The sequence below is a fragment of the Pedobacter sp. N23S346 genome, from assembly GCF_048515415.1.
Classification (GTDB): domain Bacteria; phylum Bacteroidota; class Bacteroidia; order Sphingobacteriales; family Sphingobacteriaceae; genus Pedobacter.
Map to the genome: position 1 here is coordinate 102681 of NZ_JBLYEE010000008.1, position 16114 is coordinate 118794.

General features: G+C 38.2%; 10 protein-coding genes. 8 read left to right on the forward strand and 2 right to left on the reverse strand.

Going from position 1 to position 16114, the window contains the following annotated elements; translation table 11 throughout:
- The first annotated feature begins 18 nt into the window (after window positions 1–18).
- The 7 genes from ACN1CD_RS15175 (at window position 19) to ACN1CD_RS15205 (ending at window position 12095) form a co-directional block, all read left to right on the forward strand.
- Window positions 19–1224 (forward strand): aspartate aminotransferase family protein, encoded by a 1206-nt coding sequence (locus tag ACN1CD_RS15175; RefSeq protein WP_419131233.1) that lies wholly within the window; start codon window positions 19–21, stop codon window positions 1222–1224.
- 297 nt (window positions 1225–1521) lie between these two features.
- On the forward strand, window positions 1522–2199 hold the full coding sequence (locus ACN1CD_RS15180; protein ID WP_419131234.1) for a response regulator transcription factor: 678 nt from the start codon (window positions 1522–1524) through the stop codon (window positions 2197–2199).
- Between the two features lie 315 nt (window positions 2200–2514).
- On the forward strand, window positions 2515–3819 hold the full coding sequence (locus tag ACN1CD_RS15185; RefSeq protein WP_419131235.1) for a sensor histidine kinase: 1305 nt from the start codon (window positions 2515–2517) through the stop codon (window positions 3817–3819).
- Window positions 3820–3889: 70 nt separating this feature from the next.
- Window positions 3890–5788 carry a 7TM diverse intracellular signaling domain-containing protein gene (locus ACN1CD_RS15190; RefSeq protein ID WP_419131236.1) on the forward strand — a complete coding sequence of 633 codons (1899 nt, stop codon included), beginning with the start codon at window positions 3890–3892 and terminating at the stop codon, window positions 5786–5788.
- Window positions 5789–6077: 289 nt separating this feature from the next.
- A complete protein-coding gene (locus tag ACN1CD_RS15195; RefSeq protein WP_419131237.1) occupies window positions 6078–8990 on the forward strand; it encodes a SusC/RagA family TonB-linked outer membrane protein in 2913 nt (970 codons plus the stop codon).
- Between the two features lie 11 nt (window positions 8991–9001).
- The gene (locus ACN1CD_RS15200; protein ID WP_419131238.1) at window positions 9002–10426 is read left to right on the forward strand and encodes a RagB/SusD family nutrient uptake outer membrane protein; all 1425 of its coding nucleotides are present in this window, start codon (window positions 9002–9004) and stop codon (window positions 10424–10426) included.
- 226 nt (window positions 10427–10652) lie between these two features.
- Window positions 10653–12095 (forward strand): glycoside hydrolase family 30 protein, encoded by a 1443-nt coding sequence (locus ACN1CD_RS15205; protein WP_419131239.1) that lies wholly within the window; start codon window positions 10653–10655, stop codon window positions 12093–12095.
- Window positions 12096–12949: 854 nt separating this feature from the next.
- Here ACN1CD_RS15205 and ACN1CD_RS15210 read toward each other — a convergent pair.
- Window positions 12950–13636, reverse strand: coding sequence for an RluA family pseudouridine synthase (locus tag ACN1CD_RS15210; RefSeq protein ID WP_419131240.1), 687 nt, complete (start codon window positions 13634–13636; stop codon window positions 12950–12952).
- Between the two features lie 115 nt (window positions 13637–13751).
- A complete protein-coding gene (panB, locus tag ACN1CD_RS15215) occupies window positions 13752–14567 on the reverse strand; it encodes a 3-methyl-2-oxobutanoate hydroxymethyltransferase (protein ID WP_419131241.1) in 816 nt (271 codons plus the stop codon).
- Window positions 14568–14959: 392 nt separating this feature from the next.
- Here panB and carA point away from each other — a divergent pair, with 392 nt between their 5' ends.
- Window positions 14960–16072, forward strand: a complete 1113-nt coding sequence (carA, locus tag ACN1CD_RS15220) for a glutamine-hydrolyzing carbamoyl-phosphate synthase small subunit (RefSeq protein WP_419131337.1) — start codon at window positions 14960–14962, stop codon at window positions 16070–16072.
- The last annotated feature ends 42 nt before the right edge of the window (window positions 16073–16114 follow it).

Sequence of the window (16114 nt, forward strand, 5' to 3'; positions counted from 1 at the left end):
TTCCCGTACTTTTGTGCCATGCTTACCCAACGTCAGTTATTTTTACAACACAACGCACAAACTTCTCCAGAACCTTTAATGCTCGAATTCGTAAGAGCAAAAGGTGTATACATTTACGATTCATCAGATAAAAAACATTTAGACTTGATTGCCGGTATAGGAGTTAGCAATGTTGGCCATTGTCATCCTGCGGTGGTTAAGGCCATTCAAAACCAGGCAGAAACTTACATGCACTTAATGGTGTATGGCGAATATGTGCAGACACCACAGGTAAATTTTGCGAAAGCACTAGCCGATATTTTACCAGAAAGTTTAAGCTGTACCTATTTTTTGAATTCTGGTACGGAAGCAGTAGAAGGTGCGATGAAACTGGCGAAACGTTATACGGGCAGAAAAGGCTTTATCGCTTGCAAAAATGCCTATCATGGTAGCACTCAGGGTGCAGAAAGTTTAATGGAAAGTGATTTCTATTCTTCAGGCTATGGTCCGTTTTTACCTCACGTGAGTTTTATTCAACATAACAACTTAGCGGATCTCGACAAAATAACTGAGGAAATTGCAGCAGTTTTTATTGAGCCCATTCAGGGTGAAGCCGGAATTAGGGTCGCTGATATGACTTATATGCAGGCGCTGCGCACAAAATGCAATGAAACTAAAACGTTGTTAATTTTTGACGAGATACAGTCAGGTTTCGGCAGAAGTGGTAAAATGTTTGCTTTCGAACACTATAATATTGTTCCAGATGTTTTGCTGCTGGCAAAGGGAATCGGGGGCGGAATGCCAATTGGTGCGTTTATTAGCTCTTTGGAAATTATGTCCGTTTTGTCTCATACGCCAATATTAGGCCACATGACTACTTTTGGCGGCCATCCAGTTTGCTGTGCAGCAGGTTTGGCTACCTTAAGAACTTTGGTTGACCATAAAATTGTAGACGAGGTAGAAGAGAAAGGGCAATTATTTAAATCACTGTTGAAACACTCGGCCATCAAAGAAATTAGAGGGAAAGGCCTGATGCTCGCAGTTGAATTTGAAAACTTTGACATCAATAAAAAAATCATCGACGCTTGTATTTTAGATGGTGTACTATCTGATTGGTTTTTGCATTGCAGCAATTCGATGCGCATCGCTCCTCCCCTCATCATTACGAAAGACGAAATTGAGGAAGCTTGCACGATCATCTTAAAAAACATTAACTTAGTTGTTGAAGGGAAGCGGAAAGACTAAAAGCAGAAAGCTTAAAGGCTAAAGACTAAAGGCCTAAACGGGTTCCAAACTATGGATGAAAACCCAAAATACAATGTTTATACAAGTAGTCTTGATACCTGATACTAAATACTTCATACTAAAACAGAAGTTGAAGCTGATTGACTAAAGAACAAATACAATGTTTACACAAGCAATCTTAATACCTGATACTAAATACTTCATACTAAAACAGAAGTTGAAGTTGAATGACTAAAGACCTAATACAATGTTTACACAAGCAATCTTGATACCTGATACTAAATACTTTATACTAAAATGAACGTTTTAATAGTTGAAGATGAAAAAAGCCTGGCGCTCGAAATGGATGAATTCCTGAGCAAGGAAGGATTTATTGTAGAACATGCCTGGAAAAAATCATCTGCTGAAGAAAAGATTTTCGTAAATAACTATGATTTTATTTTACTTGATTTAGGCTTGCCGGATGGCGATGGTTTTGAGGTTTTGAAACAGCTAAAAGCGATTAAAGACAGGGATGATGCGGTGATCATTTTAACCGCCAGAAGCGCTGTGGATGATCGCATTAAAGGCTTAGATGAGGGCGCTGATGATTATTTACCCAAACCTTTCTCTTTAAATGAACTCCTGGCCCGCATGCATGCCATCACCAGAAGAAAACATAAACTCGAAAAAAACGAAATTAACATTCATGATTTCCTGTTGAACATTCAGAATAGAACCGTCTCTTTTGGTGAAGAACGTTTAAATCTCACCAAAAAAGAATTTGAAATTTTCAATTACCTCGTGCTGAACAAAAACAGGGTAGTTTCCAGAATGAGCCTGACAGAACATGTTTGGGGTGACATTTTAGAGGTAAACTCAGATTCTAACTTTGTTGATGTACACGTTAAAAACTTACGTAAAAAATTAGCTGCTACTGCTCCTATCGATTGGTTTGAGACCGTAAGGAGTATTGGGTATAGGATTAATTGCTAAGGGAAGAGGTTGAAGAATCGGTTAGAGGGTTAGAAGTTTAGCATTTCCAGAGCCAAATAACAGTTTTTCAATTGACAATTTACAGTTTTTAAGACGGGAAGATAAAGAAGTCAGTAAATTGAATATTAAAATTACAAACATTTAATTTTTAAGATTTATATTTTTTGACACTCAACGGCCTAGACAACTCAATATCTTGTCAATCTACCCCTCTAAACCCCTAAACAGTTTTCAATTCTCAGTTTACAATTCTAACCCATCTAAACCCCTAACCCATAATAAACCCTTAAACTCCTAACCCACCTTCCTCATCCAATGAAATTACAGGTTAAGTTTTCCTTATACAATGCGGTCACCAAAATTGCCATCATATTGCTTTTAGGTGCTGCCATTTTATTTTCCTTGGAAAAACTGGCTTATAATCAACTGGATAACCGCCTGATAAAAAAAAAGAATAAGATTATAAAGAACCTCACCAATAGTGAAATTGATAGCTTACTCAATAAACAGGAATCGTTTACAGATTATAATATTTTAAAAGAAGAATTCATCGTTTTAACGGACATTCCTGATAATCAAAAAGACTCCTCTGCCATTGTTTACACCGAAAGAAGAGAAATAGAAGGTGATATTGAAGTTTATAGGATTTTAAACTATAAATTTTCTTACCACACCAACTGGTATAATCTTGAAATAGGTGAAACGATGACCACCTTGCAATCAATCAAAAATTCTATTCGCTTTTACATGCTGGTGGTACTGGTAATTGCTCTTTTGATTACACTGGTGGCAGATTATGCCTTCTCCAATTTCCTGCTTAAACCCTTTTACCTCATCATCGATAAAAAAATCAATAAGGTTGATGATCCACTGCATTATAATTACCAGAATATCCCCACCTCTACGGATGATTTTAATATCCTGGACAATAGTGTGAACACGCTGATGCGAAAAATCAATACCCTATTCGCACTCGAAAAACAATTTATTGCCAATGTTTCGCACGAATTGCTCACACCTATTTCCATTCTTAGCACACGCTTTGAAAACATGTTAAACACGGCGGAAATACCGATAGAACATGAAAACAAAATTTATGCTTCTATAAAAACATTAAATCGTTTGAAGGTAATCATTAACAGTTTGCTTCTGATTTCTAAAGTAGAAAATAATCAATACCTGAAAACCGAGGAAATTGATCTTCGCCAAGAACTCACTGATATTTACGAAGATCTGGAAGATAGAATAGCTGATAAAAGCATTGATTACCAAATTGATCTGCGTGATAATTATCAATTTACTGGCAACAAAGCATTGATGCATACGCTACTCATGAATGTAGTTAATAATGCAATTAAGTATAATCGCGAAGGCGGTAAAATAATGATCACTGGCCAGCTGAAGGATCAAAAATACCTGCTGGTCATTTCAGACAGTGGCCTGGGGATGAGCAAAGAACTGGTAGAAAATGCTTTTGATCGTTTCAAACGCGGAAACACGGAAGAAAATGGCTTTGGTTTAGGTTTAGCCATCGTTCAAAGTATTGCCAGCTTTCATAAAATTGAGATACAGATCGAATCTGTTGAAAAAGAAGGTACAAACGTATCGATAACCTTTTAAACTAAAATATCTCTGTTCACAAAACGGTGATTGGGCTTTCAACAAATTTGTACCTTTACAACAGATGCCAATGCTAACTTTTTTCAAAAAAACGCTTTTTCTGGTTCCCTGTTTTTTGCTTCTGCTTTATTATGAAAGTAGTGCACAACAAGCCGTGCAAATACTGGATGCTATTCCTCAGCATATTTTTACTTTTAAAGAAATAGAGGTACTGGAAGCTCCGGCCGATCAGTTCTCCTTTGAGCAGATTAAAAGTAAAGCCTTTGATCATGCTTTTAAGGCGAGTACATCAAGCACACCCCAAACTAAAAAACTGCATAAAACGTATTGGTTTCGGATCAAGATCAAACATAATCAAAATGCAGAAAAACCATTCCTGCTCGAATTTTTTGATCAGACCATAGATCACATCACTGCTTACATTCCGCAGGAAAATCAAACCTATCATATAGAATCACTAGGTGATGTCAATGCTTTTAACAAGCGACTAATCAATCACAAAAATTTCGAGATTCCACTTAAAAATAACGGGAATGAAATTCAAACCTATTATTTTAAGGTTAAGTCATCTCAGATTTCTGATATCATCATCGTGCTACGTACAGCCGAATGGTTCATTTCTTATGCCCTGGATGAATATTTCTATTTCGGAATTTTTTACGGAATGATTCTGGTTTTTAGCTTCTATAACCTGATCATGTTCATTGCCATCAGGCAGAAACAATACCTGTATTATGTATTGTATAACCTCAGTGTCGGTTTTTTTGAAATGAGCACTGACGGCATTGCTTACCAATACCTCTGGCCGAATGCACCCGGCTGGAATCAGGTAGCTTATGCATTTGCCTTATGTGCCACCAGTATCTTCGCTTTACTTTTTACCAGAGAACTGCTTTTGGTAAAAACCAAAGCACCAAAAATAAACAGGATAATTATTGGCGTGATCATTTTGAGAATAGTCTTCTTTATTTACTGCTATTTTTTTGATCAAACCTTATTCAGCTTTAAGTTTATTGAAGCTGTCCCACTTGCAGTAGCATTTTTTACAGGAATCTATATTTACAAAAATGGCTATAAACCGGCCCGTTTCTTCGTACTTGGTTACAGTTTCCTTTTTACTGGCTTCATGCTAAAATTTTTGATTATGCTTGGCATTAGCTGGCTTAATTTCGGGGTAATCAGTTATTATAGCCTCAGCTTTTGTTTTATTATGGAAATGGTTTTCTTATCCTTTGCCATCGGCGACAAGGTGAGGATTCTGAAACTGAATAAGGATAAAGCGCAACAAAAAATCATCCGCCAGATGGCTGTTAATGCCAAATTGAAGGACACTGTAAACCGCGAACTGGAAAGTAAGGTGGAAGAACGGACACGAGATGTTTTTCATAAATCTTTGATTATTGAGAGTAAAAATCAGGCGCTGGAAGAAGCGAACATCTTATTGCAAAAACAAGCAGAAGAAATTTCGAGGATGAACGTGTTGCTGGAACATGACAACGAAGAACTGCAAACCAACGTAGAGAAAGTAAGCAGAGACCGGGTGATGAACACTGAAGTTGATTTTGAAGAGTTCAGCAAAATTTATCCTGATAAGGAATCCTGCTACACATTTCTAGCTGAGCTCAAATGGAAAAATGGCTACCATTGCCGGAAATGCAGCAACGATCATTATTTTAGTGGCCATATCCTAAATAGCCGCCGCTGTAGCAAATGTGGCTATGAAGAATCGGTAACTACCTACACCATTTTTCACAATACACGGATTCCGATTAACAAAGCATTTTATATGATTTTCCTGATTTATTCATCCAAAGGAAAAATCTCCTCACATAAACTTTCAGAACTGCTTTCTATCAGACAAAGCACTTGCTGGACTTTCGGATCCCGAATTAAAAAGGTAATGGAAGACCGTAAAAAAACGCTCAAAAAAAGTGGTAAAAACGGCTGGAGCCAGCTCGTAATAGAATAATCTGCCATTCTAATCAGTCACATTTTTGTTATTTGCTGAAATTATTAAAAATATTTTCATTGGTATTTAAGCGTATCAAAATCACTCCGAAGGCCTATCCTTTCCTGCGACTTAACCACTGGTAATCAGGCTAAAAAGCCTCTGGATAACTGCGGTATTAAAGCGTATCAAAACAATCGTAAACAGCTAAAAATCAGTATTTTAACTCAAAAATAACTTTGTAAAAACTTGTATTTAACATAAAATGAGCATTAACTTTACTTCATATAATATTAACAAAGCAAAAATTATGAGAAAAAAATTTACATTGCTTATGGTATTTTTCCTTTGCGCTGTATCAATTAGTATGGCCCAGAACGTTACCGTAACGGGGCAGGTAAAAGATCAAAAAGGATTACCGCTTCCGGGTGTTTCTGTAAAAGTGAAAGGTACTAACCAGGGCGCATCAACGGCAGACAATGGAACTTTTACCATTTCGGCGCCACAAAATTCTACATTGGAATTTTCCTTTATTGGTTACAAAGCCATAGAAGAAGCGGTGAATAACCGTACTACTATCAACATTATCATGTCTGATGACAATCAACAACTAAACGAGGTGGTGGTAATTGGTTATGGAACTACCACTAAAAAAGATTTAACCACTTCAGTTGTTACGGTATCATCAAAGGATTTAGAAAATCAACCGATTACTAATCCATTGCAGGCTATTCAAGGTCGTGCAGCAGGCGTTCAGGTGAGTTCTCAATCTGGTAAGCCGGGTGCAGGAATCTCGATCAGCATCAGAGGTAATACATCAATTACGGCATCAAACAGCCCACTTTATGTAATTGATGGAGTAACATCCAGAGATGCAAGTTTTTTAAATGCAAATGACATCGAATCGATGACCATTTTAAAAGATGCATCTGCGGCAGCCATTTATGGTTCGAGTGGCGCTAATGGCGTGGTGCTCATCACTACCAAAAAAGGAAGTGCCGGAAAACTTAAAGTCGCTTTCAATGCTTTTACCGGTTTTTCCAACTTCTGGCAAAAACAAGATGTACTTAATAATGACCAGTACATCGGCTTAATGAGAGAATTGGGTTACACTACTTTTGGTGGTAATAATAATACCGACTGGCAAAAAGAAACTTTTGGTACCGGTACACAAAACCAATATCAGACTTCCATCTCCGGAGGCGTTAAAGGTGGCCAGTATTACTTTTCTACAGGTTATCAGCAAGATAAAGGTGTTGTTGCGCCTGCAAAGTTAGATCGTTTAACAGCGAACTTCAACGGATCACAAAACATTACGCCCTGGTTAAAGCTAACCGGAAATGCAGTGTTAACATCTAGCAATTCTATTGATGTTGGCGATAACAGCAGTGTATCTCGTGGAGGTGTTATTTTAGGTGCATTAACTACTCCTCCAACTATTGGTATTTTTGAGCCGAATGGTCAATACACCACCATTCCAAATGCTGGTGGCTGGGATAATCCATTGGCCCTGGCTTTCGGATCAAATAACAAAACCCGTAATTTCAGATTTATTGGTGCTTTCGGTGCGCAGGTAAACTTTACCAAGGATTTATTCTTTAAATCAACCATCAGTACCAATTCGAACAAAAACTTCTATCGCTACTATACTGATAATTTCTTAACCACTTATGGTCGCCAGGAAAGAGGCGTTTATAGGGATAATACCACTAACGACCATGTTTGGTTGAACGAAAACATTTTAAACTACACCAGAAATGTAGGTAAAAATGCTTTCACAGCAACAGGTGGTTATACCATACAATCGTCAGATTATCAATACAGCAATAATGAACTTACTCGTTTTTACGACGTAGCTGGAAATCCAACTCCCCCATCTGTAGCTTTGACCATCCCTCAACGGGCACAATGGAGTAAACAATCTTATCTCGCCCGGATTACATATGCCTACGATAGTAAGTATCTATTTAGTTCAAACTTTAGGGCTGATGGATCATCAAGATTTGCTAAAGAAAACCGTTTCGGTTACTTCCCATCATTTTCAGCAGGATGGAGAATTTCTGGTGAAAACTTTATGAAAGACAGCAAAACCATCAATGATTTAAAACTTCGTGGTAGCTGGGGTAAAGTGGGTAATGATGAAGGAATTGGAGACTATGCTTACCTAAAACTTTATAATGTGAATGCGCAGGGCGAATACAATCTTCAAAACCCTGCCAATGATAACCTTTCGTGGGAAAAAACTACTCAAACGAACATCGGTTTAGATTTATCAATGTTTAACAGCCGCATTACTTTCACAGCAGATGCTTACTTGAAGAAAACTAATGATTTGTTAATTAACGTTCAGTTACCTCCATCTTCTGGTTTTGGAAGTCAGGCGTATAACGTGGGTTCAATGGAAAACAAAGGTTTAGAGTTTGTTTTATCGACCAAAAACTATGATCGTGAAAAATTCAAATGGACTACCGATTTGAACTTCTCTATTAACCGCAATAAAGTGACCGATTTAGGTGCAACCACACAGTCATTAAACTTTGCGGGTATTTATGAGCGGGATGACGCTGTTCGTGTGGTGGCAGGCAAACCACTGGGTAGCTTCTACGGCTATGTGTACAATGGTGTGAATCCAGCTAATGGAGCAGCCCAATATGCAGATACCAATGGCAATGGCATCACTGGTTCGGCAGATCCGGGCGACAGAACTTTTATCGGTTCAGCACAACCTAAATTTATCTATGGTATTACTAATAACTTAACGTACGGCAACTGGGGATTGAATTTCTTCTTCCAGGGTGTTCAGGGTAGTGAGTTATTCAATGCCTCTAGAATTGATATTGAAGGCATGTTTGATTCGAAAAACCAATCTGCTGCAGTATTAAACAGGTGGACTACGCCAGGGCAAATCACCAATATCCCGAAAGCGTTAAGAAGCAGCTCAGAAAACTCGCTTACTTCGAGCCGCTTTGTAGAAGATGCCTCCTACCTGCGTTTAAAAACGACTACGCTATCGTATAGCTTTGGCCAATCCGTATTGGAAAAACTAAAGATGAGCAAGCTAACCATTTTTGCTACAGGCTATAACCTTTTAACCTTTACGAAATATTCAGGTTTAGATCCGGAGGTTAACGTAAACAATGCAAATGGACCATCAATGGGTGTAGATTATGGTACTTATCCACAATCCAGAAGTTTATTATTTGGAATCAATGTTGGATTTTAACAATTAAGAAAATGAAACTAAAAATATATTCATTAGTAGCAGCCGCAGCATTAACCGTTACATTGCAAAGTGGATGCAAAAAAGATTTCCTGGAAAAACAGCCCTTTAATCAGGTTACAGCTGATGTAGCCTTTACTACAGCGGCAGGAGCGGAAAAATTAATGGCAGGCGCTTATGGCGGCATGTATAATGATTACCACATTTGGGATTATATGGTTAACGGTGATGTTATTGCAGATAATGCCTACGCTGGTGGCGATAATCCTGCTAATATCCAGATAGATTTATTCACCACAAACTCTACGAATGGAAACGTTGGTCGTGATTGGAGCGGACTTTATTCTAATATTAAAAATGCCAACGAAGTTTTAGAGAACGTTCCGAATATTCAGGATGCAGCTTTAGATGCTAATGGCAGAAGAAATCAGATTTTAGGAGAAGCTTCTACATTAAGGGCATACTTTTATTTCCACCTGGTGAGGCTATATAGCGGCGTTCCATTGGTGTTGAAATCGCCTACCTCCTTAGAAGAAATGCAGAAATCGCGTTCTTCTGTCGAAGAAGTTTATGCACAGATTATTAAAGATCTGGAATTCGCCTTGCCAAATGTGCGTGCTACAGCACCAAACAAAGGTATCATCACTAAGGGAATTGTAAATGCTTTATTGGCGAAAGTATATGCTTCAAAGCCTAATCCGGATTGGACAAAAGTACAACAATATGCAGATGCCACTATTAATGGTGGTTACAGCCTGATTGGTTCTTTTGATCAGTTATTTGATGGCGCACATAAAAATAACAGCGAATCAATCTGGGAAATGCAGTACGATGGCTGGGGCGGTGCAAATGGCCGTGGAAACTGGATGACTGGTGTAATTGTAGGTACTGGTTGGAAACGTTTTTGTACCCCAACAAATGACTTAATTGCCGCATTTGATGCAGAAGGCGATGCCATTCGTAAAAACGCTAGTGTTAGCTTTAAAAACGTAAGCACAGAGGGATGGTCTGATGACTACTGGACTAAATCAAATTACCCTTTCATTAACAAATACCGTAATGATGATTTGGCAAACTCCTATATTCTTCGTCTGGCGGATATTAAATTGTTAAAAGCAGAAGCATTAAATGAATTAAGCGCTTCAGGATGGTCTGCTGCAGCTCCAGTGGTGAATGAGATTCGCCGTCGGGTGAATTTGGGTGCTACACCAGCGAATGATCAGACTACAATGCGTTTGGCAATCGAAAAAGAACGACGTTTAGAGCTGGCATTTGAAGGTCAACGTTGGTTCGACTTATTAAGAACAAACAGGGCAATTACCGTGATGAATGCGCAAAAGAATGGCAGTGGTGCAAACTTAAATTATAACGTTACCGCTGCAAAATTACTTTTCCCTATTCCGCAAGCTGAGTTAGACAGAAATCCAAATATTCGTTAAATAACAAAAAGCTTGCATAATTAAATGCACTTGCAGAAGTACTTTAAACAAGATATTAATGTGCTTCTGCAGGTTCGTGATTACAACGCTCGCATATATGCCTCTCTTACCATAGTACGCTGCCTTGCGGATGCCCAAGGCAGCTTTTACCCGAAAATCATATTCACAAAAAGCATTAGTAACGGCTTCTAATGAATTGATTTTCGATTTTAAAATTTAAATCCCTATGAAATTAATTTATCGTTTATGCCTGGCCACCAGTGTGCTTTTCTCCGCCTGCGCTTCCAAAAAAGAAGTAGGTCGTAATACGGAAAGAAACACGAATGCTAATTCTCCTACTCCAACCGAAGTGGGTTTTTGGCTTACCAAAGGTGATCAATCTCAACTCCTGAAAAAACAAAACATTGCTTTAAACTTTTCAGCCACAACAAATTCAAATCCTACCATCGAAGTCAATCCAGCTGCTAAATTTCAAACCATTGATGGTTTTGGTTATACCTTAACCGGCGGAAGTGCATCTTTAATTAATGCTCTGCCAGCAACTGAAAAAGATAAATTACTGAATGAGCTTTTCGCCAGTCAGGAGGATGCCATTCGTGTAAATTACATCAGAATAAGCATCGGCGGTTCTGATTTAAGCGCAACACCTTTTACTTATAATGATTTAGCTGATGGACAAACCGATGAACCATTAACAAAATTCTCCATAGAAAAAGAGCGGACTGATTTAATTCCTGTACTGAAAAAAATCGTGGCAATTAATCCTTCTATAAAAATCCTTGGCTCACCATGGACGGCCCCTATCTGGATGAAAACCAATAATAGTTTTATTGGTGGAAGTTTAAAGCCGGAATATTATCAAACCTATTCAAAGTATCTGGTTAAATACATTCAGGCCATGAAGGCGGAGGGAATTGTAATTGATGCCATCACACCTCAGAATGAACCTTTACACCCTGGAAATAATCCAAGTATGTATATGGCAGCTGTAGATCAGGCAGATTTCATAAAAACGGCTTTAGGTCCAATTTTCAAAAGCAACGGCGTAAATACCAAAATCATCATTTACGATCATAATGCTGATAAACCTGAATATCCAATCACAATTTTGAATGATCCTGAAGCAAGGAAATATGTAGATGGCTCTGCCTTCCACTTATATGCAGGTCCTATTTCGGCTTTGACCAAAGTGCATGAAGCACATCCGGATAAAAACGTTTATTTCACTGAACAATGGGTGGGCGGACCAAGCAACTTTGCAGAAGATTTGAAATGGCATGTCTCCACTTTAATTATTGGTGCAACCAGAAACTGGAGTAGAAATGTTCTAGAATGGAATTTAGCAGCAGATGCAAATTACAATCCGCATACAGATAAGGGTGGGTGTACTTCATGCCTGGGTGCAATTACCATATCACCGGCAGTTAGCCGCAATGTTGCCTATTATGTAATCGGTCACGCCTCAAAGTTTGTTCCAATGGGTTCAGTAAGAATTGCATCAAACCTGCCGGAAAACCTGCAGAATGTGGCTTTTCAAACACCTGATGGCAAATATGTTTTAATTGTTTGCAACAACAATAATGCTGAAACAACTTTCAATATTAAATACAACGGTAAGATCGTAACTACTAGCCTGGATAAGGGTGCTGTTGCTACTTACGTTTGGTAAAAACTTAGTTTAATTGTAAGGACTGGCCTCGCAACTGCGGGGCTTTTTCATTTATGATTTTTATCATTTCGAGAAACAACGAGATGTTTCAAAAAAGATCCTGAATCAAGTTCAGGAAGACGATTCTTCGCGCCTATAAAACGCAGAAAAATATCTTTTCCAGAATGTATGATGAAGAGTTTTTAAACAAATCGTCATGCTGAATTTAATTCTGCACCTACATAGATAAGATCCTGAATCAAGTTCACTGTTGTCCGGTTAAAGTTTAAACGATCCATTAAATCCTTTAAATCAAGCTAAAAAAGCTGTTTTTATCTCATTTTTAAAAGGTAAGCCCATTGTTTTATAGGTTTCCTAAAAATCTTGAACTAATTCGGCTGTCCGGTAAAAAACTATCATTTTAAGAGGTTTTAATATTTTAAACCGCTCATAGCTTCCATATCCTGCAAAATATTCTTTTGGTTAAGGAATATTGCAGCCATTTGTGATTAGGCTGTCCGGTAAAAATTTGTTCAAAAAGTTTTACCGGACAACAGTGAATCAAGTTCAGGAGGACGACAATGAGGAGGTAAAATTAAAATTCAAAAATCTTTCTAAGCTTAGAAACTGTCTAAATTTCATTATTGAAGATCAACTTGCGAAGTTTTGGTGGCCTTTGTTGGGGGAAATACTTCGAAAGTTTGTGGTACTATCATCAAAACTGACGAAATTCTTCAGCGCACAGGCTTTGGAAATTTCGTAAGTTGATAAATTATAATTTTTAGACTGCTTCTTAGTTTCAGTGGCTCCATCATTTTCAATAAAACAACTTTTAAATAAAGTATCGCAAAGATAATGCAATAAATAAAGTCAGGTTAAATATCTTCGAATCTTTCCCAGAAGCCATCTACAGGCAATTTGGCGAAGATGTTTACAGGTTCTTTCTTCACCGGATGTAGAAATTGAAGTCTTCTGGCATGTAAACAAATACTTCCTTTTCTGCTTCCGCGAGGATAGCCGTATTTATTATCGCCAACAATCGGGCAGCCCATAGATGAGAGTTGAACCCTAATTTGATGCGATCGACCAGTAAGCGGATCAACTTCAATCAGGTAATATTCACCTACTTTGGCCAATAACCTGTAAGATAGTTCTGCACGCTGAGAACCCTGAACCTCCGTTTTATAATACGTAACTACATTTTTTTGAGGGTTCTTAATTAACCAGTGAATTAAGGTTCCAGATTCGTTTTCCGGCTTATTTTTTACTACCGCCCAATACGTCTTTTTCACCTCGCGGTTCTTGAAAGCGGCATTCATCCGTTCTAAAGCTTTACTGGTTTTGGCAAATAGAATCACGCCACTCACCGGCCGATCCAAACGATGCACCACCCCAAGGAAGGCACCATTCGGTTTATTATATTTATTGGCGATATACTTTTTCACCTGCTCATCTAGTGGCTCATCACCGGTTTCATCAACCTGCACAATATCTCCCGCTCTTTTACTAATCGCGATTAAATGGTTGTCTTCAAAAAGAATGTCTTTATCGGTAACTGGCATTTGGACTTAAAGGGGGGTTAGCAGGTTAGGAGGTTATAGGGTTAGGCGGTTATTTGTGAACACAGATTGTCGACTCATGACTTTAGACTTTGGACTCCAGACTAAAACTCCAAACCTAGTACTGTTCTTTTTCGCTCGGAAAATCATTGCTTTTTACATCACGGATATAAGATTGCGCTGCACCTAAAATATCATCGTAAAGGTTAATATACTGGCGTAAAAACCTCGGCTTAAATCCTTTGGTTAAGCCAATCATATCATTAACCACTAAAACTTGTCCGTCGCAACCATTGCCAGCACCAATTCCAATAGTTGGAATATGCAAGCTTTCGGTTACTTCTCTACCCAATGCAGCCGGAATTTTCTCCAATACAATGGCAAAGCAACCTGCAGCCTGCAAGGCCAAAATATCAGTTTTAAGTTTATTTGCTTCCTCTTCTTCTTTTGCACGCACGGTGTAAGTACCAAATTTATAAATGGATTGAGGGGTTAAACCTAAATGACCCATTACCGGAATGCCGGCTGTAATAATGCGTTGAACAGATTCAATAATTTCTTCACCACCTTCTAATTTAACACCATGCGCACCAGATTCTTTCATAATCCTGATGGCAGAATTCAGCGCTTCCTTAGAGTTTCCCTGGTAAGAACCGAAAGGTAAATCAACTACCACAAAAGCACGTTTAACCGCCCTGATTACAGATGCAGCATGATAAATCATCTGATCTAAGGTAATAGGCAAAGTCGTTTCATGACCAGCCATCACATTGGAAGCTGAATCGCCAACGAGTAAAACATCCAATCCGGCATCATCTAAAATGGTTGCCATTGAATAATCGTAAGCCGTTAACATGGATATTTTTTCACCACGTTGTTTCATTTCCTGCAAAATGTGTGTGGTTATTCTTTTAATTTCTTTATGTACCGACATGGGTTTTATTTTGTTGCCCAAAAGTATTGTTTTTTTTTAATTAAGCTGAAAGGCGAAAGTTTAATTAAGCTAAAAGGTAAAAGACGAAAGCCATTTCATACAAAAATCATTCTTTATTCAAATTCAGTTTCACCCCTTTCCGCTTTAGTATTTCTGCTTTCGCCTTTTAGCTTTAGTCTTTTTACTTTCTGCTTTCCGCTTTAGTCTTTCTGCTTTTACCTAAAACCTTATTTCACTTTTTTCTTTACAATCCCATTCTTAAACTCTATCTTTGTACCCCGAAATGGAAGGGATATATTCATCTTTTTTTGCACCCAGCAAAAACAGCTTAATTGCTGAGAGAAACCCTTTTTTCAAGTCTTTTTCAACTCAAAATCCATATTGTAATTACCATGACTAACTACACCAAGTTACCTGCGATTTTATTACTGGCCGATGGCACTGTTTTTCACGGCAAAGCTGCCGGAAAAATCGGAACCACTACTGGCGAAATTTGTTTTAATACCGGGATGACAGGTTACCAGGAAATCTTTACCGATCCAAGTTATTTTGGACAAATAATGGTTACAACCAATTCACATATTGGTAATTATGGCATCCAGAAAGATGAAATCGAATCAGATTCGATTAAAATTGCTGGTTTGGTTTGCAAAAATTATAACATTGTTTACAGCCGTAAGCAGGCAACAGAATCTATTCAGGATTATTTTCAGAATGATAACCTGGTTGCCATTTCTGATATTGATACCCGTGCTTTAGTGCGTCACATCAGAGATAAAGGCGCAATGAATGCCATTATTTCTTCGGAGATTACAGATCTTGATGAACTGAAACAAAAGCTTACTGAAGTTCCATCAATGGAAGGATTAGAGCTTTCATCTAAAGTAAGTACAACCGAACCCTACTTTTATGGCAACCCGGAAGCAAGTTTAAAAGTGGCTGCTTTGGATTTGGGAATTAAGAAAAATATTTTACGCAGCTTTGAAAATCGCGACATTTATGTTCAGGTTTTCCCGGCAAAAACTAAATTTGCCGAAATGGAAAAATTTAGTCCGGATGGTTATTTTATTTCAAATGGCCCTGGCGATCCATCGGTAATGCCTTATGCAGTGGAAACGATTAAAGAAATTCTGGAAGAAGATAAACCATTATTCGGGATTTGCTTAGGTCACCAGTTATTGGCTGAAGCAAACGGTATCGGCACCATGAAAATGTTTAATGGCCACCGCGGCTTAAACCACCCGGTAAAAAATATTATCAAAAATCATTGCGAGGTTACTTCACAAAACCATGGTTTTGGGGTAGTTCCTGATGAGGTTAGAAATTCAGATAAAGTTGAGATCACCCACGTAAACCTGAATGATAAATCCATTGAAGGTATCCGCGTAAAAGGTAAAAAAGCATTCTCAGTTCAATACCACCCGGAGTCTTCACCTGGCCCGCATGATTCACGTTATTTATTTGATGATTTCGTTGATGTTATGACAGGCAAACTGGCTTGGTAATCGGGTACGGGTTGTAAGTTACGAGTTACAAGTTGTGAGTTA

Bases quoted from the DNA above. Each gene is read 5' to 3' on its own strand.
- ACN1CD_RS15205 (WP_419131239.1), top strand. From the start codon at position 10,653: ATGAAATTAATTTATCGTTTATGCCTGGCCACCAGTGTGCTTTTCTCC.
- ACN1CD_RS15175 (WP_419131233.1), top strand. From the start codon at position 19: ATGCTTACCCAACGTCAGTTATTTTTACAACACAACGCACAAACTTCT.
- ACN1CD_RS15180 (WP_419131234.1), top strand. From the start codon at position 1,522: ATGAACGTTTTAATAGTTGAAGATGAAAAAAGCCTGGCGCTCGAAATG.
- ACN1CD_RS15185 (WP_419131235.1), top strand. From the start codon at position 2,515: ATGAAATTACAGGTTAAGTTTTCCTTATACAATGCGGTCACCAAAATT.
- ACN1CD_RS15210 (WP_419131240.1), bottom strand. From the start codon at position 13,636: ATGCCAGTTACCGATAAAGACATTCTTTTTGAAGACAACCATTTAATC.
- ACN1CD_RS15200 (WP_419131238.1), top strand. From the start codon at position 9,002: ATGAAACTAAAAATATATTCATTAGTAGCAGCCGCAGCATTAACCGTT.
- ACN1CD_RS15195 (WP_419131237.1), top strand. From the start codon at position 6,078: ATGAGAAAAAAATTTACATTGCTTATGGTATTTTTCCTTTGCGCTGTA.
- carA (WP_419131337.1), top strand. From the start codon at position 14,960: ATGACTAACTACACCAAGTTACCTGCGATTTTATTACTGGCCGATGGC.
- ACN1CD_RS15190 (WP_419131236.1), top strand. From the start codon at position 3,890: ATGCTAACTTTTTTCAAAAAAACGCTTTTTCTGGTTCCCTGTTTTTTG.
- panB (WP_419131241.1), bottom strand. From the start codon at position 14,567: ATGTCGGTACATAAAGAAATTAAAAGAATAACCACACACATTTTGCAG.